Source organism: Paenibacillus vietnamensis, assembly GCF_020169515.1.
GTDB lineage: Bacteria > Bacillota > Bacilli > Paenibacillales > Paenibacillaceae > Pristimantibacillus > Pristimantibacillus vietnamensis.
The window spans coordinates 394,503-419,636 of the sequence record NZ_JAHMHW010000004.1 but is presented as its reverse complement, the minus strand read 5'-3'; the positions used below and the strand labels follow the sequence as shown (position 1 = coordinate 419,636).

The window sequence follows — 25,134 nt, the reverse complement described above, 5'->3', positions numbered from 1 at the left end:
TGATTTTTTATGATTCTTAAAGTATAGTTTCGTGTAATCGGTTACACATCAAATAAAGGATGGGCCAGGTCATGGAGCGCAACCATTGGATACGAAGAGCTGTTCTTATGATAAGGAATATGAGGTTTCAAAATAAATTAATGGCAGGGTATCTTCTGGCTTGTGTCATTCCGCTGCTCGGTGTCAGTGCCATTATTTTTCATCAATCGGCAGAGGGGCTTGAGGATTCCTCGCAGGAATTCGCCTCTTTGTACACGTCCCAAATCAGGACTACTTTGAATGAATTCCTTAATGAATATGACAAGGTCACGAAGTCGGTGCTGGTCGACAGCGAAGTGATCAACAAGCTCCGGGGAGAGCGAAGTTTATCCATGGACGAGCTGATTATTCAAAGAGTTGCCGTTCAGCGGTTACTGATGCGGGTCGCCTTGCTTAAGCCGGAGATCGGTACCGTCATGCTGGTCAGCGGCAATAACAGTGTGTACCAGTATACGACTACAACAAGCAGAGTGAATGAGAGCATGCTGTTATCCCGGGAGTGGTATAAGCGGCTCCGCAGCTCGGATGATACGTTTTTTATTACAGGCTTACACGACCGTTCCTATTATGAGGATAAAGGGGCGGGAGCCGTAGTGACGGTAGGCAGGGTGCTGTTCAGCTCCGATGGGGCTTATGCAGGCATCCTTCTTATCGATCTGGATCCGTTTGCACTGCTGCAGCTTGATCATGATTTCGTTTTGGCCCGGGACAAATACGGCATGAGTGTCATCATAAGCAATCGCCAAAAGGAAATCGTTTACCATTCCGACGCGGCCAGCGGCCGGTTATCCTGGGAGCAGGTGCTGAATTCCGGAGCGGAGTACATCAAGGATGACGGCAGCCAAGACCACATTATTTTATCGGGGAACACCTCGCAGGAGAATCTGTTGATCAAAACCGTTATTCCGCGTTCGAAGCTGCTTCAGAAAATCAATCGGATCAAAGGAATGACCGTGATTGTGATCCTGACGAGCTGTCTGGTCATCACCCTCATCTCGCTGGGTTTAAGCTACACGATCACAAAGCCGATTAAGGCGCTCCGCAGAAAAATGAAGCAGGCGGAAACCGGCCAATATTTGCCCATAGAGAACGAACAGGCAGGCGACGAGATCGGAAGTCTGGTTCACAGCTATAACAGAATGATTATCACGATTCGAACCTTAATTGAAGACGTGTATATGGCAGAGATCAAGCAGCGTAAAGCCAAATTCATCGCGCTCCAGCATCAGATTAACCCCCACATGCTTTATAATACTTTGGAATCTATCCGCATGAAGGCGCTGGTTAAAGATGACGAGGAAACCGCCGGCATGATAAAAATTTTGGCCCGTATGTTTCGTTTAACGTTAGGCAAAGAAGGCAGACACCATTCGGTGAAGCATGAATTGGAGTATACGGCCAATTATTTGCAGCTTCAGAACATCCGGTATGACAACACGTTCAGGCTGGATATCAAAATTCCCGATGAAATGATGGATTGCAGTATCATCCCCTTGGTATTTCAGCCTATCGTGGAAAACAGTATTAACCATGGCTTCGAGAGCTACAGCCGGACCTTGAATATCGGGATTGAAGGCGTCTGGACGGAAGAAGGAGAAATCTTAATCCGGATTACGGACGACGGTACCGGTATATCTTCAGAGAAGCATAAGGAACTGCTGGCCTTGCTGGAGGATGTGGAATCGGACAAACACAAGCTCGAAGAAACCGATGTTCCGGAAAGTGGAGGGTTAGGCCTGAAAAATATCGCAGAACGTATCAAGCTCCATTATGGCGAGCGGTATTATCTGACCATTCGTCCTGGAATGGATCGTGGAACGGTGGTCGAAATTTTAATCCCAAAGCTTAAGGCTAATGTCAGGTATATGGAGAGGGGGGGTTGGAATGAAGTTAATTTTGGTGGATGACGAGAAAGGCATTGTGGACGGTCTTAAAAAAATGATCGGCCGCTATATTCCGGAATGCGAAGTTGTCGGGACCGCTTACAATGGTTTGGAAGGGGTCAAGCTCATTCAAAAAATGAAGCCTGACATCGTCATTACAGATATCAGAATGCCGCACGCAGACGGTCTCGACATGATCAGAATGCTGAAAGAGGCGAACATACCGACTAAATTTATTCTTCTGAGCGGATATGCCGACTTTGAATATGCCCGCAGAGGCATGCAGTTGGGCGTGCAATTTTATATCAATAAGCCGGTGGAGGAAGAGGAGCTGCGCGACTGCGTTTATCAAGTCATGAAGATCGTCCAAGCGGAAAGGGTCAAGCTGCGTGAGGTTGACGACTTGAAGCAGGAGGTCCAAAGCCGTATGCAAGAGAGCGCTTTGCGGGATATTCTCGATATCGGAAGCGATAATACGGATCTGATGGAAGAGCTGCTTGAAATTGCGCGAATCCCGACTGGGGGCGTCTCGTTCGCTTGTATGCTGCTTGAAATCGAGGGTAACGCCGATGGCTTAAAGGAAGCTGGCCTGCAGCAGGTGTTTACCCAAATCGATCGGGCCCTCGGGCAGTTTCGCGAAGTGTACCGGTTTCGATATTCGGGTGCCCAGGTTGCAGTGGTGGTTTCTCAAGGCAGCTCTATCGGATATGCGGATCTGGTTCGATCGGCACAACGACTTAAGGAACAAGTGTACCTGCAGCTGGAGCTGTCCATGACTGTGGGAGTCGGTACGGTTCAAAAAAGAGCCGCTGGGATCAGTCAATCTTTTGAGGAAGCAAGGTATGCATTAAGTTATAAAGTCGTGAAGGGCGCGAACGCTGTCATCGCATTTCCAGAGATCAACAATCTGACAGGACGGAGTCAACCTGTTCCGGAGGAAATGATCGTCAAACTGGAATCGGCTCTCGATAACATGGATGAGAAGGAATGTACAGGCATTATACGAGAGATTTTTCGAAGGATGGAAGCCGAGTCAAGTATGAGTCCCGCGGATCTCCAGCTGCAGTGCTTGAACATCCTTTTGTCGACCGTCCGAAAAATGTCCTTTCAGCAGCTGCAGCAAAACGATTTTTTGGGCCGTCATATATTATCGCTGGAAGGTATGTCCAGGTTTCGGACGCTGGAATGTCTGGAGGAATGGATGGTTCAAGTCATTAGAAGAATTATTGAGTTCAAGCTGGAGCATAATATTCCCAGGAAGAAGGACATTATCGCGGAGGTCAAGGAATATGTATCCGCCCATTACAACGAACCGATCACCCTTGCAGATCTGTCCGCGCGTTTTTTTATCAGCCCTTATTATTTAAGCCAGTTTTTTAAGCAAAAGACGGGGGAAACGTATGTGAGCTTTTTGACTCAGATACGAATCGGCAAAGCGAAAGAACTGCTGGAGAAAACAGATTTGAAAGTGTACGAGATCTGTCAGATGGTGGGCTACTCGGATACGCAGCATTTTGCGAAGATGTTCGAGAAACTAACAGGCTGCAAACCAAGAGAGTATCGAAGGAAGCTGCCGAATGTATAATCTTATTTAGCCACTCCGCGAAGGAGTGGTTTTCTATTTCTTAAAAATGACCTTGTTTATCCTTAAAAATGCCCAATTGAGTGAGGCTTCCCCTGGTTGTATAGTATCCATGTAAGCGAATTCAACAACAAAGATACTGGGGGGAATAAGTTGAAAGCAATCGCATTTCATCGAATGAAGGTATATTGGCCGCTGTATGTGATGGCGATTCCGGGAATCGTTTTTCTTATTGTATTTAAATACATTCCGCTGGCTGGTGCTGTAATCGCCTTCAAGGACTATTCGGTTTTTAAAGGGTTTATCGATAGTCCGTGGGTAGGCTTCAAGCACTTTGAAACGCTGATGGAGCATCCGGACTTCGCACGGGTATTCGGAAATACGCTAGTGCTGGGATTTCTCAAGCTTGCTTTGGTGTTCCCGGTGCCCGTTCTACTGGCGCTGATGATTAACGAGATCCGAAAATCGGCGCTGAAGAAAGGGATTCAGACCGCTTTGTATATCCCGCACTTTTTGTCCTGGGTTATCGTTGCCGGCATCGTGTTTGATTTCTTCTCTTTGAGCGGATTGTTTAACATTGTCATCGGATGGTTTGGCTTCGAGCCTCTTCTGGCTATGCAGGAAAGCGAATACTTCCGGCCGGTTTACGTCCTCTCATCCATATGGAGGGATGCCGGCTGGGGAACCGTCGTGTATATAGCCGCAATCAGCGGAATTGATCCTCAGCTGTACGAATCGGCGATGATCGACGGAGCATCCAGGTTTAAGCAAATTCGCCACATTACGTTTCCGCTGCTTTTGCCTACCGTGCTGGTGCTGTTCCTTCTTGAAATCGGCAACTTCCTGGATCTGGGCTTTGATCAGGTCTATAATCTGATCACTCCTATGACCTACAATGTAGGGGACATTCTGGATACTTACGTATTCCGGACAGGCATTCAGCAGGCGCAGTACAGCTTTGCTACGGCGGTCGGCATTTTCCAATCGGTTATCGGATTTATCCTCGTGTATGTATTCAATCGGTTGTCGAAGAAAGTATCGGACGGGGGGCTCTGGTAGACATGCTTGAATCGAAGGGTGAAAAAATATTTGTAACAGGACTTACGCTCGTTCTCATCCTCTTGTCCATCATAGCGCTCGTGCCGCTTCTGTCCGTGATCTCCACCTCGCTTAGCTCCAAGAGTGCCGTGGATATGAATTTGGTAACCTTATGGCCGAAGCAATTTACTTTCGATTCCTGGGCATATATTATCGACCGTCCTGACTTGTGGAGATCGTTTTTCCTTACCTTAAGCACGACGCTGATCGGAACGGTTTTGGCTCTCCTGATGACCGCGCTGCTAGCGTACCCGCTTTCGAAGCCGGAGTTCCGCTGGGGGTCCGTGATCATGATCGGCGTCGTGATCGCGATGATTTTCAAGGCGCCCATCGTTCCTTACTTCCTGACGGTGCGCGGCATCGGACTTTATAATAATCCGCTTGTTCTGGTCGTACCGCATATCCTGAATCCATTCAATTTGATTATTATGAGAACGTTCTTTAAACAATTTTCCAAGGAGCTGGAGGAAGCCGCTTTACTTGAGGGCTGCGGATATTTCCGGATGCTGTTTCAATTCGTGCTCCCGCTGTCCAAAGCAGTCCTTGCAACACTTGCTTTATTCTACGGCGTGCTGCTGTGGAACCAGTTTCAGCACCCGCTCTTTTTCCTGCAGGATCCGGACTGGTTTCCGCTGCAAATCAAGATCCGCCAATTCATTACCGACGACAGTGTCATTATGGCAGGCGCCGCCTCAACGGCTGATCTTAACTATAATGAGCGCACCTTAAGAGCAGCGACCGTTATGTTCGCTATCATTCCGATTATTTTGGTGTACCCTTTCCTGCAGAAATATTTCGTCAAAGGAGCCATGATCGGCTCTGTAAAAGGGTAGGATATCCTTTCCGGTTTATAGGCAAACTGCCTTAAACATATCATATTAAAATCGAGGGGGAAGACACATGATAGCTAAAAAAATAGGGTCATTATTAGCGGCAGGCGTTGTTGCCATTACGGCTGTAACCGGCTGCAGCGGAAACACGAACTCATCCGATGACACTGCTCCGAACCAGACTGAAAGTGCTGATGGTATTGTCGATATCGAAGTATGGGGTACGAATATCGGCTATAAGCCGATCACGAAAGGCAGCAAACTGTATGAATTTTATAAGGAAAAGCTTGGCGTCGGCGTCATTCATCCGTATGTGGAATGGAACGGGGGCACCAACTACCTGAATCAGTTAAACCTGAAGATCGCCGCTAATGAAATGCCGGACCTGTTCACTCCCCAGCAGGGCATCGAGAACAGCTTAGCTCAGAATGGTGCGATTGCCGACCTGACGGAGCTGCTTCCAAAGTACGCACCGAATGTCATGCAGGCCATTCCGGAGGACATCTGGAAAGTGGTCAAGGCGAACGACCCGACAGGTCAAGGGAAAATTTATTATATTCCGAATATCGTGGAATACGGAAGATACGGAAGCATGATCCGCCAGGATTGGCTGGACAAGCTGGGCCTGAAGATGCCGACGACGCAGGACGAATATGTCGAAGTGCTGAAGGCGTTCCGGGACAAGGATCCGAACGGCAATGGCCAGCAGGATGAGATCCCGACCGGCGGCCGGGAGCAGGCGCGCTGGATGGACCATTTGTTCGCGATGTACGGAGTAGCGATGTTCGAAGGTTATCCGGAGTGGGATCTGTACAATGGCGAGCTGACGTATTCCGCGGTAACGCCCAATATGAAAGCGGCATTGGAGTTCATCGCCAGGTTGTACAAGGAAGGATTAATCGATAAGGAATCGCTGCTCAATACCAAGGATAAGTGGGAGGGCAAGATTCATTCGGATAGGGTAGGCAACTATTTCCACTGGGTCGAGCAAGGGAATATGGTGTTCGAGAATCTGTACAAGAACACAGGTGTAAAGGCTCAGTATTCCTTACTTCCTCTGCCGAAAGTCGAGGGATATGAAGGCTTCTACACGATGAAGAGGTTAGCAAATCCGGTTTGGGTCGTGAAGAACAATAAGGATGAAGAGAAGCTGAACGCTACACTGAAGCTGCTCAATAATTTGTACGATAAGAGCAAATGGAAAGAGCTGTACCTTGGTGTGGAAGGCATGCACTATACGATGAAGGACGGCAAAGCGGTCAAGCTCCCGGATGACAAGAGCAGCCAGGAAAATCTGATTCTTAACACAGCTTCCAGCGTAGGGACACTAGATATGACATTTGAGCTTTTCAACAGCACCGCATCGGAAGACAATAAGTGGGCAATCGAACAGGTCACCCGGAATATGCAGGAAGCTCAGAAGTACGCGAAATCGATAGCCGGTGACGGCCTGCCGACAAGTATTTACGACGGTTTCCCGGACATTAATAACCGTACGCTGTACGTTGAGTACGCAACCAAAATTATTATCGGCACGTACCCGATTGACAAGTTCGACGAATTCGTCGAGAAATGGAACAAATCCGGCGGCGAAGAAGTTACGAAGCGGGCCGGAGAATGGTATGCGAAGGTCAAGCCATAATTGTCCGTCGGACTTAATAGAATATCGGAGCGCGCCTGTAAGGGTGCGCTTCTTGAATCAGGAGGCTATCATGAGCAATCGTCTGAAGGAAGTGCTGGAGGGGCAGGAACACAATTATATACTCCCTTTTCTATGGCAGCATGGTGAGGAAGAGCAGGTGATAAGGGAAGAGATAGCCCGCGTTCATGAAGCCGGAATCGGGGCCTTGTGTGTCGAGGCCCGGCCTCATCCGGATTTTCTTGGACCGAAGTGGTGGACGGATATGGACATCATTATGGATGAAGCTCGAAAACGAGAGATGAAGGTATGGATGCTCGATGACGATCATTTTCCGACGGGACATGCGGCAGGAAAGGTGAAGGAAGCGCCGGAGGCGCTTCACCGTAAGTTTCTCGGTGAACGGTACATCGATACCGTCGGACCTGCCCAAGGAGCCTCATTGCTTCTGGATACGCTGCTGATGAGCGGGCTTCGACCGACCATCTCGAATACCCCGCGTGCAAGCGGCAGGAATAAGCTGATCGCCGTCGTCGCAGTACGCCGGGATCCACTCAGCGGCGCATTGCTCCATGAAAGTGTCGAGATCACGGAGCTTGTACATGACGGGATTCTGTATTGGGATATCCCGGAAGGGTATTGGCGCGTGTTCATCATTTCCGAGAATAAGGATGGGGGCAGCAAGGAGCAGGAAGATTATTTGAATCCGCTGGAGCAGGATTCCGTACGCATTCTGCTCGACACGGTCTATGAAGCTTTTTATGAACGGTACAAAGACGATTTTGGCAAAACCTTCGTCGGCTTCTTCTCGGATGAACCGGGATTTTACAATGACAAAACTACCTTCGACTTTCATTCGAAGCCTGGCAAGCAAGGCGTGCCGCTGCCTTGGTGCAGCGAAATGCCGGCTCTGCTGGAACAGGCGCTTGGTGCGGACTACCGGAAACGATTGCATCTCCTCTGGCATGAGGCGGGGGAGCAGTCGAGTCTTGTACGGTACGTCTATATGAATATTGTCAGCAAGCTCTATGGGGATAACTTCTGCAATCAGATCGGAGAATGGTGCAGAGCCCGCGGAGTCGAATATATCGGACATGTGCTGGAGGACAACAATGTCCATGCCAGACTGGGCCCTGGCGCCGGACACTTCTTCCGCTCGCTCTGGGGACAGGACATGTCGGGTCTTGATGTGGTGCTGTGGCAGATCGTACCCGGCTTCGATGAATTGCCCTTCCGCGGTGTCGGCGCAGAGACGGACAGCGAATTTTTCCATTACGGCCTCGCTAAGCTCGGTGTATCGCTCGGTCACATCGATCCGAAAAAACAGGGCCGGACGATGTGCGAGGTTTATGGGGCATATGGCTGGACGGAAGGCTTAAAGCTGATGAAGTGGCTCACAGACCATATGCTCGTACGAGGCGTCAACTACTTTGTCCCGCATGCCTTTAGCCAAAAAGCGTTTCCGGATCCGGATTGTCCGCCGCATATGTATGCGAGCGGGAAGAATCCGCAATTCCGGTACTACAAGCATCTGAACCGCTATATGAATCGGATCAGCCACCTGATCTCGGGCGGCATACACGTGGCGTCCGCAGCCGTCGTCTATCACGCCGAAGCCGAGTGGTCCGGGGAGGCGATGTATTTTCATAAGCCCGTTAAGAAATTGATGCAGCATCAAATCGACTGCGACGTTATTCCCGTGGATGTTCTAGCGGAAGCGGCGAGCGTGAAGGATAACAAGTTACTTGTCAATCACGAGGATTATGAATGCCTGATCGTGCCTTATGCAGAAGCATTGCCGGCAGCGATGCTTCGGAGCTTGGTCCGGTTTGCCGAACAAGGACTTGCCATTTGTTTTGTTGACGGGCTGCCTAGGCGTTCGAGCGAGGGCAGTGATGCTTCTGCCGAACTGGCTTGTCTTGCCTGTCACCGGAACGTGAAGCTTGTTCCTTTAGACAAACTGGCGCAAGAACTGATTACAGACGGACATTGCGAAATTAGAGCCGACCAATATGAACCTTATCTACGGAGTTATCATTATCTTCATAACGGCTTGGATTTGTTTATGTTCTTTAACGAACACCCGTATCAAACAATTCATACGAAGGTTCTTTTACCCGTCCAAGGTGATGTATATGCCTATGATGCCTTCCTGAATCGGTTGACCCGATTACATGCAGATAGGGAGAACGGCTCAAGACAGGTGCAGGTTATTCTTCATCCGTATGAATCGATTGTCCTGCTTCATGGGGCTGGTCTAGATGGTTTTGCCGCAGACGCGCATCGTACAGTTGGACCGGAGCTTGTGCTTCAAGGCGAGTGGATGGTATTCACCTCTGATGCCGAACATTACCCTAACTTCAAGGAATGGGGTAAACTTGCTGAATTAACGAACATGAGCGGGCCTGATTATTTGCCTCGATTTAGCGGCACTTTCCGATATGAAACGGAATTTGAATGGAACGACGATGCGGGCCATGCACTGCTGGAGCTTGGGGAAGTTTATGAAACGGCAGAAGTATGGTTAAACGGCGAGCAAGCAGGGGTACGCATCTGTCCGCCTTACCACATGGAGATCATTGGGTTGGTAAGGGGCAAAAATAAGCTTGTCATTGAAGTTACGAATACGTTGGTGAAAGAACAGCGAGATTTCTTGTCGGCCTTTGCACAACAGGAACCAAGCGGACTCATTGGACCCGTACAGTTGAAAAGCTTTTAGTTTCTATAAAACGATCACTTCCCAGTCTGGCGGAGTGATCGTTTTTGTTTGTGAAAGATTAGAGATAAGTCAGCAAAGTACCAAACAATAGTCGCCAAAACGTTAGTCGGCTTTCACGGATTTGTTTACGATTGGATGGAAGCATTCTTTTTTGTTGGAGCTGAATGAAATCACTAATTTAAATCAAGGAGGATCTCTATATGCTGGAAGCAGTTTTATTACGAACGGAATACCTGGAAAACCCATTAGGTCTGGACTCGAAAGCGCCGCGTCTTGGCTGGAAGCTTCGGTGCGACGGCACGAACGTCATGCAAAACGCCTATCAAGTGCAAGCGTCGGCAACCGAAAGCTTCACTAGTGTACTATGGGACTCTGGCAAGATAGAGACAAGCCAGTCGCAAGGCATTTTGTATGCAGGTCCGGAATTGAAATCAGGTGAGCGCGTTTATTGGCGTGTAAAGGTTTGGAGCAATCAGGGGGAGGAATCCCCGTACAGCCAGTCTGCTTTATTCGAAATGGGACTGTTACACCCTGCGGATTGGAAGGCCCGCTGGATCGAACCGGAGAAGGAAGTTGACATTGATGCTTACAAACCGGCTCCGTATATCCGGAAACAATTTAACGTAAGGAAAGGACTCGTCTCGGCACGGGCTTATTTTACAGCAAAGGGGTTGTACAGCTTTTATTTGAACGGTGTGGAGGGTACGGACCACCTGTTCACACCGGGGTTTACCTCTTACTATAAACGACTCCAATATCAAGTATACGATGTAACGCCTTTTCTTCGGGAAGGCTCCAATGCGCTGGGCGTTATTCTCGGAGACGGCTGGTGGAGAGGAGCTACCGGCGGCGCAAATTTGAAGAACAATTTTGGATATAAAGCGGCCTTTCTGGGGCAATTAATGTTGGAGTACGAAGACGGAAGCCGCGAGATTATCGGCAGTGACGACTCCTTTAAGACGTCCCATGGACCTTTGCTGAAATCGGACATGAAAGCAGGAGATGTCTACGATGCCAGAATAGACATAGAGGGCTGGAACCTGCCTGATTATGACGATTCTTCATGGGAGCAAGTAGAAGTTTCGGAAGATGGTCTGGTCAGCTTAATCGCTACCCGCAGTGTGCCGGTAAGGCAGAAAGAAAGGTTCACGCCGAACGTGCTGCGAACTCCAAATGGCGAAACGGTGCTTGACTTCGGACAAAATATCGCGGGCTGGGTAGAAATGAAGGTGCAGGGAGATGCCGGAACGGAAGTTGTTTTAGTCCACGGGGAAGCGCTGGATAAAGACGGTAATTTTACTTTGCAAAACCTTGCAGAGCACGGAGCTGTTGAGGATTTCCAGGAGGTTCGCTACATTTTGGCAGGCCGTGGGCCGGAGAGCTACCGTCCGCGCTTCTCCATTTTTGGCTTCCGCTATGTTCTGGTAAGGAATTATCCGGGAGAAGCTAAACCTGAGAACTTTACGGCAGTGGCCGTGTATTCCGATTTAGAGGAGACGGGCGATTTCACCTGTTCGAATCCGTTAATCAACAAGCTGGTCTCTAACTCCAAATGGAGCCAGAAGGACAACTTTATGGAGGTGCCTACCGATTGCCCGACCCGCGAGCGGGCGGGGTGGACCGGGGACGCCCAATTGTATTGCCGGACGGCGTCCGATTTCATGAATGTATATCCTTTTTTTGAAAAATGGATGGCAGACGTAGCGGCTGAGCAATTTCCCGACGGTTCTGTCGGAAGCACGGTACCTACCGTTATTGGGCATCACAGCATGAAGGAGTGGGAACGATTTTCTAAGCGTAATACCAATCCGATGGTAGCATTACGCAGACCTAAACCCGGAACGGCGAGCATGCTGGACGGATCATCGGGTTGGGGGGATGCGGCCGTTATCATTCCATGGACCATGTATCTTTGTTATGGAGACAAGACGATTGTCGAGAAGCAGTTCGATTCGGCGAAGGCATGGGTAGACTACATGGCCGCATGTGCGAAGACTCCGAATGAGCAATTGAAAGATTCACCGGCTTATTCAAACTATACCGACGGGGAGCTTGACGCCGACTATATTTGGGATACGAAATTCCACTGGGGAGAATGGCTGGAAGCCGACACAGAATTTGGCGATCTGGTCGCTGTGATGAGCAAATCCAAAGGCTCGCACCCGGATGTCGCGACCGCTTATTTCGCCTATTCCACCCGTCTATTGGTTGAGATGGCAGCTGTTATCGGGAAGAGCGAGGAGGAAGCCAAGTACCGAGCGCTGTATGAGAAAATTAAACGGGTATATAATCAGTATTTTATTCAAGAGGACGGACAGATTGTGGAAGGCAGACAGGCGCCGAATGTCCGAGCGCTTGCTTTTGAATTAGCGAATGAAGATAAAAAACAGATTGTCGCAGACAGACTCGCACAGATGGTTGCAGAGCAAGACTACCACTTGAACACGGGTTTCCTTTCGACGCCGTTCATTCTCGATGTGTTGGCGGAATCCGGACATGATGACATCGCTTTCCGGCTGTTGGAGCAGGATACTTGTCCGTCATGGCTGTATGCCGTCAGCAAGGGAGCGACAACCATATGGGAGAGCTGGAGAGGCGTAAAACCAGACGGAGAATTGTCGGGATCATTAAATCATTATGCGTACGGAGCCGTGTGCGATTTTCTCTTCGCGGGCATTGCCGGAATACGACCGGTTTGGGAAAACCCGGGCTACAAACACTTTATACTGAGGCCCATGCATGGAGGGACGCTGACTCATGCATCCGCTGCATTTGAATCCCTCTATGGAACCATTCGATCCAGCTGGGAGAAGACGGATCGAGAGATCACCTATCGTTTCGAAGTGCCGGTGAATACAATGGCGACGATCATGCTTCCGGGCAAGCCGGACGATCTGGATAAAGTGAAAGGTGATTTCCCGGACGCGCGATATGAGGATGGGCGTATTGTATTCACGGCGGGAAGCGGCAATTATACCTTTACAATGTAAATTTTCAAAAGTCGTCAAAACGTTAGTGACGAGTCGCCATATTGTTAGTTACCCCCGATGCCTCACTATACAATGGGGTTGAGACAAATAACCGAAGTAAAGGATGAGAGTATATGACACATCAATTTCCGGATAACTTTTTATGGGGAGCATCGACTGCAGCGCATCAGGTTGAAGGCAATAATACGAATTCCGATTTTTGGCTGATGGAAAACCTGGAGGGCTCGGTGTTCAAGGAGCCTTCCGGCAGCGCCGTAGACCACTATCGCCTATTTAGAGAAGATATTGCACGAATGGCAGAAATGGGTTTTAATGCGTACCGGTTCTCGTTCGAGTGGGCGCGAATCGAGCCGGAGGAGGGGCGATTTGATCCGGCTGAGCTCGGGCATTACAGAGATGTTCTTCTCGCGTGCAAAGAATGGAGTATTACGCCGATCGTGACCCTCCATCACTTCAGCTCGCCTCAATGGCTCATTAAGCAGGGAGGCTGGGAGGCTGCCGAAACACCAGCCCGATTTGCCCGCTACTGTGCTCATGTCATGAATGAACTAGGCGACTTGATTCCGTATGTATGCACGATCAACGAAGCGAATATTTCCATCGGGATCAAGAAGATTATGAAACGTCACGAACTGCAATCAGGAGCTCAAGGTGCCCAGGTCGGCATGAATATGGATCGAATGGCTCAAATGCAAAAGTACTTTGAGGAGCTGGGCAAAGCCTTTGGCGTGCCGCATACCGAGGTTCACTCGTTCCTTGCTCCGCGTTCGGAAAAAGGGTTGGAGATCATTTTTCAAGCCCACATGGAAGCGAAAGCGGCAATCCGGCTTATCCGTCCGCAAACCCGAATCGGGTTATCTCTGTCGCTTTATGACATTCAAAGCCGTCCTGGCGGCGAAGAGCAGGCAGCTCACGCTTTGCAAGAGGAGTTCCTCCAATTTATCCCTTACCTGAAAGACGACGACTTTTTCGGGCTGCAAAATTATACACGGGTTTTATATGGGCCTGATGGCATTCTCCCCATCCCTGATGGTGCGGAGATCACACAGATGGGGAATGAATTTTATCCGGAGGCGCTCGGTGCTGTCGTCCGTTATGTGGCGAAGCATCTGGAGATTCCGATTATGATCTCGGAGAATGGAATCGCAACTGATGACGATACCCGCCGGGTTGTCTTCATTGATCGGGCACTTAAGGGTGTACATGATTGTATTTCTGAGGGAATTCAGGTTCTGGGTTACATGCACTGGTCGCTGATGGATAATTTTGAATGGCAGCTTGGGTTTGCCAAACGTTTCGGCCTCATTGAAGTAAATCGTGCCACGCAAGAACGAACGATAAAGCCTAGTGGGCTGCATTTAGGGAACATTGCGAAAAGGAATGCTATCGAACAAGCGTAAACGGCTGTCGCCGTCCTTGGCGGCAACAGCTCGTTTCGCGGTGAAATATAAGCTTAATTATAAATGTGAAACTTATTAATTCTTATATTTTAACGAAGACGGGTTAGGAAGGGGATTCTTACACATGGAAAAAGCCGTAATGGCGGCTGAAGCGCTGCCCGGTATTACGTACAAGAAAAAAGAAAACAGGTACCGCAAATATTCGCCCCTTTTGATCATGATGGTACCCGGGTTAGTTTACATGCTTATTAATAACTATCTCCCTATGCTAGGAATCGTGATCGCTTTCAAGAAAATTAATTTCACGAAAGGTTTGCTTGGCAGCGAGTGGATTGGGTTTGAAAACTTCGAATATCTTTTCAAGACGTCCGATGCTTTTATAATCACGCGTAATACGATACTTTATAATCTTTTATTTATCGTACTCGGCACGGCATTGGCTTTTATATGCGCGATCTTGCTGAACGAGATTAAAAATAAATTGCTGCTTAAATTTTATCAGAGCGTAATCACGTTACCGCACTTGATTTCCATGGTCATCGTCAGTTACCTGGTGTATGCGCTTCTTAGCCCAGACACAGGGTTTATGAACCGTACCGTACTACCTTGGTTTGGAGTAGAGGATGGAATCTCATGGTATAGCGAAGAAAAGTATTGGCCTTGGATTCTGACTATCGTTCATTTTTGGAAAGGTGTCGGTTATTCCAGCATTATATTCTTTGCGGCACTGCTCGGTATTGATGAAGAATATTATGAAGCGGCGAGGCTTGACGGCGCAAGCCGGGTTAAGCAGATTCTGCACATTACGCTGCCGATTTTGACGCCGGTCATTACGATGCTTACGCTGCTAAGCATCGGACGAATTTTTTACTCCGATTTCGGTTTGTTCTATCAAGTTCCAATGAATTCAGGAGCATTATTTAACACAACGGCCACAATCGATACTTATGTATTTAGGGGGCTGATGGGAAGCGGCGATATCGGCATGTCGACTGCGGCAGGCGTTTATCAATCGATTGTCGGCTTCTTGCTTGTTATCATTGCGAACTATGTGGTCAGAAAAGCCAGCAAAGATAATGCATTGTTCTAGATAAGGAGGGAATCCGTTTGAAAAATGAAAGCAGAGGCTTGACCATATTCAGCCATATCATGATGTTCATATTTGCCTTGGTATGTATTATTCCGTTTGTACTTCTTATTTCGGCATCGCTAACCGATCAAGACGCCATCGTCGCTCAGGGCTATTCTTTCATTCCGCACACGTTCAGTACGGCGGCGTATGAATATTTATATGAAAGAGGGACAGATATCGTTCGTGCTTATGGAGTAACGGTTTTTGTTACGGTGGTCGGTACAGCGGCGGGAGTGGCAATAACAGCGCTGCTTGCCTACCCGTTATCGAGATCGGTCACCCCGCACCGTAATCTGATTATGTTTGTGGTCTTTTTTACGATGTTGTTTCATGGAGGTTTAGTGCCTTCTTACTTGGTTTACACACAGATCTTTGACTTAAAAAATACAATCTGGGCATTAATAATTCCAGGACTCCTGATGAACGGATTTTACGTCATGATGATGAGGACATTCTTCCAAACTTCTATTCCGGGCGCATTGATCGAATCTGCACAAATCGATGGGGCCGGGGAGTATAGAACTTTCTGGACGATTGTGCTTCCGCTTTCTACGCCTATTTTGGCGACGATCGGCTTGTTTGAGTGTATTATGTACTGGAACGATTGGCAGCTCGGGATGATCTATATAACCGAGCCGCAGCTCTTCAGCATTCAGAATTTGCTTAATCGAATCATGCAGGATATTCAGTTTATTACAACGAATATGAGTGACAATTCGGGCGACGCCATGCAGCAAATGCCTACCGATGCAGTAAAAATGGCTATCGCGGTAATCGGAGTTTTGCCTATCCTGGTGGCGTACCCGTTCTTCCAGAAATACTTCGTCAAAGGCATTATGATCGGTGCTGTAAAAGGATAAGGAGCGAATCATTGCTCCTGTATATTTGACGCCACAACTGACTTCAATTCGTTGTGGCGTTGATGCTTTTTATAAGAGTATGATAGATGTAAACGAAAACCTAAAGGAGCCTGGAACGCATGAACACTCAAGTTTGGCACTGGCGGCAATCCTCCATACGATTCAAGATTATATTCAGTGTACTCCTAATGACACTGCCGCTTGCAGGGATGCTCATCTATAACAACAACTATGCGATTCATGTCGTTCGCGGCCAGGTTGCCGATTCCTACAAGAACATGTTAAAGCTTTACATGAACCAGACCGATTCCAGTCTCGACGACATCGATTCATACATGAGCTCGGTAGCTTCAGGTTATGATTTGTTGTCGCTTAGTCAAGCGGCAACGGACGGAGATTACTACAGCGCCAAAATTTATTTATTCAACAAATTAAGCCGGGATATTACTTTGTACGATTCGATCGGCTCTTTTTTTGTGTATACGGAGAACAGGCAAGATTTTTTACACGTTTCTAAAGATTATCCTTCTGCGAAAGAAAATGACAGGATTGAACAGCATATGATTGATTTTATTCATTCCAATCATTTTCCAAAGGGGATTTCTTCGGATATATGGAGTTATATGAAAATTGATCAGGTTGATTACCTTGTCGATATTGTGCATGCGGGAGATATCTACCTTGGGGCCTGGATTAAAACCGACCAATTATTAAAGCCTCTCGAAACTCTTCAGATCGGAGAAGGGGGAGAGGTGTTGTTAGCCAATAGGGAAGGGGAACCCATTTCGAATACCAATCTTGTAACCGAATATGGGATTGATTTGCGAAAGAATCTAAATGAATACGACATCTCAGGAGACAAAAAGAGCTTTCTTGTTGTCGGTTCTCCGTCAAGCGGAGGAGCCTTCAGCCTAGTTGCATTGATACCCGACCATTATATTTTGGCCAAGCTTCCGTACCTTAAATCCCTTATTTGGATCATCACAATCGCCGCGGTTCTCTTTATTCCGGCGGGGCTTTATTCGATGAGGCAATCCATTCTGGTTCCTATCTACCGGCTGCTTCGCACGATGAAGAAAGTGCGCGAGGGAGATTGGAGCAGCAGGGTAGAGCTAAGTCATACATCGGGAGAATTTCAGCTGATCGGCGGGGCGTTTAATGCCATGATGACGGAGGTCGAACGGCTGCGCATTAACGTCTACGAAGAACAGCTGAATAAGCAAAAGGAGGAATTGCAGCGGCTGCAGCTGCAAGTCAATCCTCACTTTTTCTTGAATACGCTTAATATTATTTATAATTTGGCCAAAATTAAAAACTATGAATTGATACTGGATACGTCGATGTCGTTAATCGAATATTTCCGTTATATGTTCCGAAGCAATACCTCTTTCGTACCGGTGAAGGACGAGCTTGAACATACCCGGAATTATTTGAGAATCCAGAGCATCCGGTTTCGCGACAAACTGAAGTGGACGATCTATGCACCGGATTACTTGCTCGACGTTCCTATTCCGCCGCTTGTCATCCAATCATTCGTAGAGAATTCGATCAAGCATGCCATCTCGCTGGATGAGACGCTTACCATCTTCGTTCACATCGAGTTTTTGATTGAAGAGAGCGGCTCCAGAATGAGTATAAGCATTAGAGATACAGGCCCTGGTTTTAGCTGCCAGGTACTTGAAGAGCTGCAGGCAGGCAGAAGTGTCCAGAACGAGAAGGGCGAGCACATCGGCATTTGGAATGTGGAGCGGCGCTTACGGCTGCTGTACGGTGAAGCCGTTTCAATTCGATACGATAATGACAAAGAAACCGGCGGCGCAGTTATCGAGATGATTATTCCGACAAATCCGGGAATGGAGGAAACCAGATGAATTATTCTCTTCTGATTGTAGATGACGAAGTTCTTGCCATTGAGGGCGTAAAGTCCGATCTGGATTTGAATAAATTAGGGATCACGAAATTATTTACAGCGATCAATATCAGACAAGCCAAAGATTGGTTTGAACAGGAAAAAATCGATATTCTGTTGTGCGATATCGAAATGCCGCAAGGCAGCGGCTTTGACTTGCTGTCATGGGTACGAGAGCATTCACCGCAAACGGCCACAATCTTTTTTACCAGTCATGCCGATTTTAAATATGCTAAGGAAGCGCTCCAGTTAGGGAGCCTCGATTATTTGCTTAAGCCTGTTCGCGCAATGGATCTGGAAAACGCCATCCGAAAGGCACAAGCCGCCATTGACAGAAACAGTGAAATGAATAGAAACAGCAAATCCCATCAGTTATGGCTCAAGCATCACACTTTTATTATCGAACGGTTCTGGGTGGATCTGATTAACCATTCCATACCTAGTCAACCGGCGGCGATCCGAGAACAAGTTAGACACCATCATATTCCGATAACCGAAGATTCGATCTTTCTTCCTGTTCTTATTTCAATCCAAAGATGGAAAAAGGGATTAAACCGAAGAGATGAGAAGATCCTTGAATACGCCCTTAAAAATACGGCCGAAGAAATTCTGATTGGCGACCGGTCGAACGGAATATGCTTTCAATTAGATCGGGGAATGCTGTTAATCATATTGGCTGCGAACCGCGGAACAAGTTGGGAGCTTGATCATCTGGTAAAAGCTTGCCAACAATTTATCGCTTCTTGTAACGAATATTTTTACTGTGATCTTTCTTGTTATTTCGGACAGTTCGTGGAAGCCCATGAGATGGCGGATATGGTCGCGGCATTAAGGAGGAGAGACCGCAACAATGTCGTCTCTGTCAATCAAGTCATTTTTGACCAAGGTAACGAATTCTCTTTGCAGCCTGCGAAGCTGCCGGCATTGGGGGTAGTCGGGTCTCTTATGAAGACAGGCACAAAAGACGCTGTTGTTCATGAGGTTGAAACGATAGTAAACAGTCTGATTCATAATCAAGGGATGGATGCCGAGATTTTGCATCAATTTAATCAGAATTTTACGCAAGTCGTGTTTTCCTTTCTCAACTTGAGAGGGATTGAAGCCAATCAATTATTCGGAGATGAACAGTCAAGGCACATTTCGGAGACCGCTGTTCGTTCCGTAACGGATATGCTGGCATGGGTTCGTCATTCCGTAAGTAAAGCCATGAACCATGCGGAAGCGGTTAAAGAAATAGATAAGATCGTCCAAACCGTCAAAACTTACATTTCCCTTCATATCGATCAGGATATTACCCGCGAAACGATTGCCGACCAGGTATTTTTGAATCCGGACTATCTGTCGAGAATTTTCAAAAAAGAAACGGGTTATGCCTTATCGGATTATTTAGTATTGGAAAAAATCAAGGTTGCGAAGGAGTTATTGTCTCAAACCGAGCTCCCTGTAAGCTCCATTGCATCGACGCTCGGTTACACGAATTTTTCGTATTTTACCAAACTGTTTAAAAAACATGCGGGGATCGGGCCAATGGAGTATAGGAATCAATTCGGCGGCTCTTAGGTCGTGAAAACGCTATTATGAAGTCGTCAGAGTGTTAGTCGGTCCGCTTACAGAACGATATGATGAAGGTGTGAAAGAAATACATTTCATAGGGGGAATTCGATGAAAAGCAAATCGAAACTGGCTGCATTATCGCTTGTTACAGTCATGTTAGCGGGGGTGATTACCGGCTGTGCGTCATCCAATAAGGAAGGAGGCAATGCTTCTCCGACAGCTCCGGCTTCCAGCGCAAGTCCGGACAGCGCAACAAAAGATCCGTATGAAATCGCAATAGCCATACCTGTATTCGGAGCCGTTCCCAAGGATATTCAAGCGGTACAAGATGAAATCAGTGAAATCTCGAAAGCAAAAATCAACGCTACGGTGAAGCTCCTTCCGATCAGCATCGGGGCTTGGGGGCAGCAGAAAAATTTGATGACATCCGGCCGCGAGAAGCTGGATCTGTCCTTCGAATTCGGGATGGGATATAGCTCCTCAGTCGCATCAGGAACATTGAAAGAGCTTGACAACCTATTAGACCAATACGGAGAGGGCATCAAACAGCAGATTGCTCCCGAATATCTAGGGAGTGCCGAGATTGACGGGAAAATCTATGGGGTACCGGTTTACAAGGATTATACGACCGGGGTTCCAGGTATTCTAATGAGAAAAGATCTGGTGGATAAACACAATATTGATGTATCTTCCATCAAGAGTATCGATGACCTGGATCGCGTGTTTCAGACGATAAAAGAGAATGAGCCCGCTATCGTTCCGTTGGGGTCCGGGTTAACCCTCCCGTCAGATAAGTATGTTTGGTTTGATAAACTGGGTGACCGCTATGGAGTTTTGCCGGGATTTGACAATGATCTTAAGGTCGTAAACCTGTTTGAGACCAAAGAGTATGAAGACTTTCTGAACAAGATGCGCAGCTGGGGGAAAGCGGGATACTTTAACAAGGATGCCGCTACGAGTCAAATAAACGGATCGGATCTGTTGAAAGCGGGCAAGTCATTTTCTTACTTAACTTCCATTAAACCGGGCAACTTGGAATCGGAAAGCCGGGCGGCAGGAACGGAGCTTGTTTTTGCACCGTTAATGCCTAATATATATGCCACTACATCCGATGCGCTCGGGGGATTATGGACCATCTCCACGAATTCCGAAAATCCGGAACGAGTCATGATGTTCCTTAATCTGATGTACACGGATAAGGAACTCGCCAATTTATTCATCTACGGCATTGAGGGGAAACACTATGTGAAGGCGACGGACAATTCGATCGATTATCCGGCCGGCATTGATTCGAAGACGGTTGGATACTCCATTCAAAGCTGGATTTATGCCAATCCTTCCATCGCTTATCTGATGAAATCGGACTTGCAGGAGATGTGGAAATTGACTGCAGAAGCAAATCAAAAAGCGATCAAATCGAAAGCGCTCGGCTTCTCTTTCAATTCGGAGCCGGTCAAGAACGAGATGACTGCTCTAAAGAATGTAACGGATCAGTATCAGAAAGGCTTGGAGACAGGGACCCTCGATCCGGCCGAGAAGCTGCCTGAGTTCAGAGCGAAATTGAAAGCAGCGGGTATCGATAAAGTGATTGCGGAAAAGCAAAAACAGCTTGAAGCCTGGGCGGCTGCAAACCAAAAGTAAGGAAGATGAAAACCGGGTTCTATCTCATTGGACCTGGTTTTTTCATGAAAACATTTGAAGAACCGGAGGGAATGCAAGCATGAGAAAAGTCGTTAATCTGAACATGGACTGGAGATTTGTTAAACAAGATGAAGGCAATGCCATGAGTAAAGTCTTCTGGGACGAACATTGGGAAGCCGTTCATCTGCCGCACACGTGGAATGCGATAGACGGTACATCCGGCGGGGACTACTACAAAGGAGCTTGCTGGTACCGTAAAGAGTTTGCAATCGGCTCTCGGGAACGACGGAATCAAATATTCATCGAATTTAACGGCTCGAACAGCGTTACGGATGTTTATGTGAATGGCCGGCATTTCGGTCAGCACAGAGGCGGTTACTCCATCTTCCGGTTTGATATAACGGATGCGATTGAGTTCGGTCAAAAAAATACGTTAGCCGTTAAGGTTGATAATAGCGTATTCGAGGACGTTTATCCGCAGGCTGCCGATTTTACCTTTTACGGCGGAATTTATCGTGATGTGAATTTGGTTATCGTGGAGCCTGTTCACTTTGATCTGCTGGATTACGGTTCTCAGGGAATCTATCTCGTGCAAGAAAAGGTTACGGCAGAACAAGCCCGGCTAACGGTCAAATCAAGGATTGCAAATGAAAGCGGCGAAGAGAGAAAAGTGAGATTGTGGGTTGATCTTCTGAATGCCGAAGGGGAATGTGTGGCTTATACGGCAAAGGAAGTGTTATTGGCTGCCGGTGAAACGAAAGAAGTCGAAGTGCCGGCTGTTATCGAAAATCCAATCTTATGGAATGGACGTAAAAACCCTTATTGCTACGAAGCAAAGGTATTTCTTACAAGCTTCAACGATACGATTGATGAAGTCTCCTTTCCTTTCGGGGTGCGTCATTTTTATGTGGATCCGGACAAAGGTTTCTTTCTGAATGGGGAGCATTATCCTTTACGCGGCGTTTCCAGGCATCAGGATCGTCAAGATATGGGCTGGGCGATCACGAAGAAAGAACAAGAAGAAGATATGGAATTGATCAAAGAAATGGGGACCACCTCGATTCGATTGGCGCACTACCAGCATGATCCATTTTTCTATGATCTCTGCGACCGCGAGGGGATGGTCGTTTGGGCGGAAATTCCGTTTATTTCGATGATGTCAAGAACGGAATTGGAGGGGATAAATGCCAAGCAGCAAATGATCGAATTAATCCGCCAAAATTTTAATCATCCGTCCATTCTCTTCTGGGGCATTCAAAATGAAATTCAAATTGGCGGAGAACGGCCGGAAGTAAGAAAAGTTGTCAAGGAATTAAACGAATTGACCAAAAAAGAAGACCCTACCCGGTTATCCACAATGGCCAATGTCTATATCGTTAAAGATGATGATGAATATAACTTCATTACGGATACGGTCGGTTACAATCGATACTTCGGCTGGTACAACGGCAAATGCGAGGATTTTGCTCCTTGGCTGGACGGTTTTCACGAGCTTAATCCGAACGTGTGCCTTGGCATCTCGGAATACGGTGCGGAAGGCATTATTCAATATCACAGCAATGATCCGCTGGTTAGAGATTACACGGAGGAATATCATGCGCTATGTCACGAGAAGGTTTGGGAAATTTTCTCAAAACGTCCTTACTTATGGTCAACGTATGTATGGTGCATGTTTGATTTCGGTTCAAGCAGACGGGATGAAGGAGGAGTTAAGGGTCGAAATAATAAAGGGTTAATCACTTACGACCGTAAAATTAAAAAAGATGCTTTCTATCTATATAAAGCCAACTGGTCGGATGAGAGATTTGTCCATATTACAAGCAAGCGATTTGTGGACCGTCCGGATAGCGAGATCAATGTTAAGGTTTATTCGAACTGTGAAGCGATAGCGCTCCACTCCAACGGGATTGAAATCGCCACAAAAACAAGCGATAACGGTATTTTCGTTTTCGAGGCTGTTCCTTTAAAAGACGGCTTGAACGAAATCAAGGCTGTCTCGAAGCAGGATGGAGTAACACACGTCGATGTCGCCCGCTTCAATCGGGTAAAAGAACCAAACCCGAGCTACGAGGCCCCAGATAAAGGGAAGGGAGAGGCTGTCTCCAACTGGTTTTCCGTCCCGGATTTGGACAACGTCATTATTGAGGACATCGAAATCACGGATGATGTATTTTCAACAAAGGTTGTTCTTCGTGAGCTATTGGCGAATGAAGAAGCAAAAGCTATTGCCGAGAAGTATCTAGATAAATTGTTCAAAAGAATGGATGGCTCAATGAATGAAATGGTTCTATCCATGAATTTGGAATCACTGACTTCCTTCTCTCAGGATCCCCGTAAACAGAAACTGTTTTATCGGATGAATAAGGAGCTTACAAAAATTAAAAGGACACAAGCTTTATCGGAAGGAAGTTATCTTTAGTTTTATGAGAGGGGGACGGCTGTATGTCACATGGTCAATATTCCAACCCGGTCATTCCGGGCTTTCATCCCGATCCGAGCATCTGTAGAGCAGGTTCGGATTTTTATCTCGTCACGAGTTCCTTTGAATATTTTCCGGGCGTGCCGTTGGTCCGAGCCCGTTTGGCTGGATTGGCCGAGTATTGATCCGTCTTTATTTTTCGACGAGGACGGCCGCGTCTATATTACAGGAACAGGCGGATTTTTTGGTGACGAGCAGAAGGGGATTTATCAAGCGGAGATTGATTTGGAAACCGGAAAGCTCGTCTCCGAACGACGCCTGATCTGGCAAGGCACGGGGGGCAAATCGGCGGAAGGCCCACACCTTTATCGAGTCAACGGAAAGTATTACTTGATGATTGCGGAGGGAGGGACCGAATACGGTCACATGGTTACGGTCGCGCGCAGCGACTCGCCATACGGACCGTTCGAGAGCAACCCGGACAATCCGATCCTAACGCATCGGAGTTCTGATAGTCCGATCCAGGCGACGGGGCATGCGGATTTCGTTCAATTGGAGGATGAAAGCTGGTGGGCGGTCTTTCTGGGCATTCGTCCGGTGTCCGTTCCCTTCGGCGGGCGACACCACCATTTGGGACGCGAGACGTTTTTGGCTCCGGTCACGTGGTCTCCGGATGGCTGGCCCGTCATCGGGGATGGCGGCAAGGTGACGTTGAAGATGGATGCCGGATCGCTTCCGCTCGAACCCGATGAATCACCTTTGTCAGACACGGATGATTTTGACTCGAACCGTCTTCAGCCCGAATGGAACTTCTTGCGAAATCCGCGGGATGAGGACTGGTCGTTGGAGGAGCGTCCGGGCTGGCTAACGCTTCACGGATCGGCTGTAAGCTTGAATGATACCGGTTCTCCGGCGTTCGTCGGACGGAGACAGCAGCATTTTCGCTGCAGCGTGACGACATTCATGTCCTTCGCCCCGACTCAGGTTGGGGATGAGGCCGGGCTGACCGTGTATATGAACGAGAGGTTCCATTATGAGATTGCACTAACCTGTGGAACGAATGGATGCCTGAGCGTCATCCTTCGCCGGCGAATCGGGTCGTTATGGAAAGTAGAGCTCAAAGAAGAATATGAAGGCAGAGATATTATTCTCGGTTTGGAAGCCGATTCGTCCCGGTATACGTTCTTTTACTCTTCTCCGAACGGAGAACGGAAGTCTTTCGGCGCCGGGGAGTGCTCGCTGCTGTCCACCGAAGTGGCCGGCGGTTTTACCGGCGTGTACTTCGGTCTGTATGCAACGGGTAACGGCAAACCGTGTACAGCTCCCGCTTCTTTCGATTGGTTCCAATATAAGCCACATGCATGATCACCTAGGAAAGGATGAATTTCGAATGGATTGTCGTTAAAACGTTATGGATAAGTCGTTAGAGTGTTAGTGGG

At 47.7% G+C, this 25,134-nt stretch carries 14 protein-coding genes and 1 pseudogene; all 15 read left to right on the top strand.

The features are described from left to right. The first annotated feature begins 71 nt into the window (after window positions 1-71). The 15 genes and pseudogenes from KP806_RS12155 to KP806_RS12085 all read left to right on the top strand — a co-directional run bounded on the left by KP806_RS12155 (window position 72) and on the right by KP806_RS12085 (window position 25,060). Window positions 72-1,946, top strand: coding sequence for a sensor histidine kinase (locus tag KP806_RS12155; protein ID WP_397376388.1), 1,875 nt, complete (start codon window positions 72-74; stop codon window positions 1,944-1,946). Then, window positions 1,924-3,507, top strand: a complete 1,584-nt coding sequence (locus KP806_RS12150; RefSeq protein ID WP_224723888.1) for a response regulator — start codon at window positions 1,924-1,926, stop codon at window positions 3,505-3,507. Before KP806_RS12155 ends, KP806_RS12150 begins: the two co-directional genes overlap by 23 nt. 150 nt (window positions 3,508-3,657) lie before the next feature. Then, a complete protein-coding gene (locus KP806_RS12145) occupies window positions 3,658-4,563 on the top strand; it encodes an ABC transporter permease (RefSeq protein ID WP_224723886.1) in 906 nt (301 codons plus the stop codon). Between the two features lie 2 nt (window positions 4,564-4,565). Next, window positions 4,566-5,435, top strand: a complete 870-nt coding sequence (locus KP806_RS12140) for a carbohydrate ABC transporter permease (protein WP_224723884.1) — start codon at window positions 4,566-4,568, stop codon at window positions 5,433-5,435. A gap of 67 nt (window positions 5,436-5,502) precedes the next feature. After that, window positions 5,503-7,074, top strand: coding sequence for a type 2 periplasmic-binding domain-containing protein (locus KP806_RS12135; RefSeq protein ID WP_224723881.1), 1,572 nt, complete (start codon window positions 5,503-5,505; stop codon window positions 7,072-7,074). A 70-nt stretch (window positions 7,075-7,144) separates the two neighbouring features. Next, window positions 7,145-9,790: a glycosyl hydrolase gene (locus KP806_RS12130; RefSeq protein ID WP_224723878.1), complete on the top strand. Its 2,646-nt coding sequence runs from the start codon at window positions 7,145-7,147 to the stop codon at window positions 9,788-9,790. Between the two features lie 200 nt (window positions 9,791-9,990). Then, on the top strand, window positions 9,991-12,780 hold the full coding sequence (locus KP806_RS12125; RefSeq protein ID WP_224723876.1) for a family 78 glycoside hydrolase catalytic domain: 2,790 nt from the start codon (window positions 9,991-9,993) through the stop codon (window positions 12,778-12,780). Between the two features lie 113 nt (window positions 12,781-12,893). Next, window positions 12,894-14,180: a glycoside hydrolase family 1 protein gene (locus KP806_RS12120; RefSeq protein ID WP_224723874.1), complete on the top strand. Its 1,287-nt coding sequence runs from the start codon at window positions 12,894-12,896 to the stop codon at window positions 14,178-14,180. A 139-nt stretch (window positions 14,181-14,319) separates the two neighbouring features. Further along, window positions 14,320-15,270: an ABC transporter permease gene (locus KP806_RS12115; protein ID WP_224724031.1), complete on the top strand. Its 951-nt coding sequence runs from the start codon at window positions 14,320-14,322 to the stop codon at window positions 15,268-15,270. Window positions 15,271-15,287: 17 nt separating this feature from the next. Then, the gene (locus KP806_RS12110; RefSeq protein WP_397376387.1) at window positions 15,288-16,172 is read left to right on the top strand and encodes a carbohydrate ABC transporter permease; all 885 of its coding nucleotides are present in this window, start codon (window positions 15,288-15,290) and stop codon (window positions 16,170-16,172) included. A 119-nt stretch (window positions 16,173-16,291) separates the two neighbouring features. Next, window positions 16,292-18,043 carry a sensor histidine kinase gene (locus tag KP806_RS12105; protein ID WP_224723872.1) on the top strand — a complete coding sequence of 584 codons (1,752 nt, stop codon included), beginning with the start codon at window positions 16,292-16,294 and terminating at the stop codon, window positions 18,041-18,043. Beyond that, entirely contained in the window at window positions 18,040-19,641 is a 1,602-nt protein-coding gene (locus tag KP806_RS12100) for a response regulator transcription factor (protein WP_224723866.1), read from the top strand. The genes KP806_RS12105 and KP806_RS12100 overlap by 4 nt, the downstream gene beginning before the upstream one ends. A gap of 102 nt (window positions 19,642-19,743) precedes the next feature. Beyond that, window positions 19,744-21,276: an ABC transporter substrate-binding protein gene (locus KP806_RS12095; RefSeq protein ID WP_224723865.1), complete on the top strand. Its 1,533-nt coding sequence runs from the start codon at window positions 19,744-19,746 to the stop codon at window positions 21,274-21,276. Window positions 21,277-21,355: 79 nt separating this feature from the next. Then, window positions 21,356-23,695, top strand: a complete 2,340-nt coding sequence (locus KP806_RS12090; RefSeq protein WP_224723863.1) for a glycoside hydrolase family 2 protein — start codon at window positions 21,356-21,358, stop codon at window positions 23,693-23,695. A gap of 23 nt (window positions 23,696-23,718) precedes the next feature. Beyond that, window positions 23,719-25,060: pseudogene (locus KP806_RS12085) on the top strand (glycoside hydrolase family 43 protein). Window positions 25,061-25,134: the final 74 nt, after the last annotated feature.

Excerpts from the sequence above, each read along its gene's own strand:
- KP806_RS12100 (WP_224723866.1), top strand. The coding sequence starts at position 18,040 with ATGAATTATTCTCTTCTGATTGTAGATGACGAAGTTCTTGCCATTGAG.
- KP806_RS12140 (WP_224723884.1), top strand. The coding sequence starts at position 4,566 with ATGCTTGAATCGAAGGGTGAAAAAATATTTGTAACAGGACTTACGCTC.
- KP806_RS12150 (WP_224723888.1), top strand. The coding sequence starts at position 1,924 with ATGAAGTTAATTTTGGTGGATGACGAGAAAGGCATTGTGGACGGTCTT.
- KP806_RS12155 (WP_397376388.1), top strand. The coding sequence starts at position 72 with ATGGAGCGCAACCATTGGATACGAAGAGCTGTTCTTATGATAAGGAAT.
- KP806_RS12130 (WP_224723878.1), top strand. The coding sequence starts at position 7,145 with ATGAGCAATCGTCTGAAGGAAGTGCTGGAGGGGCAGGAACACAATTAT.
- KP806_RS12105 (WP_224723872.1), top strand. The coding sequence starts at position 16,292 with ATGAACACTCAAGTTTGGCACTGGCGGCAATCCTCCATACGATTCAAG.
- KP806_RS12125 (WP_224723876.1), top strand. The coding sequence starts at position 9,991 with ATGCTGGAAGCAGTTTTATTACGAACGGAATACCTGGAAAACCCATTA.
- KP806_RS12120 (WP_224723874.1), top strand. The coding sequence starts at position 12,894 with ATGACACATCAATTTCCGGATAACTTTTTATGGGGAGCATCGACTGCA.
- KP806_RS12095 (WP_224723865.1), top strand. The coding sequence starts at position 19,744 with ATGAAAAGCAAATCGAAACTGGCTGCATTATCGCTTGTTACAGTCATG.
- KP806_RS12135 (WP_224723881.1), top strand. The coding sequence starts at position 5,503 with ATGATAGCTAAAAAAATAGGGTCATTATTAGCGGCAGGCGTTGTTGCC.
- KP806_RS12115 (WP_224724031.1), top strand. The coding sequence starts at position 14,320 with ATGGCGGCTGAAGCGCTGCCCGGTATTACGTACAAGAAAAAAGAAAAC.
- KP806_RS12090 (WP_224723863.1), top strand. The coding sequence starts at position 21,356 with ATGAGAAAAGTCGTTAATCTGAACATGGACTGGAGATTTGTTAAACAA.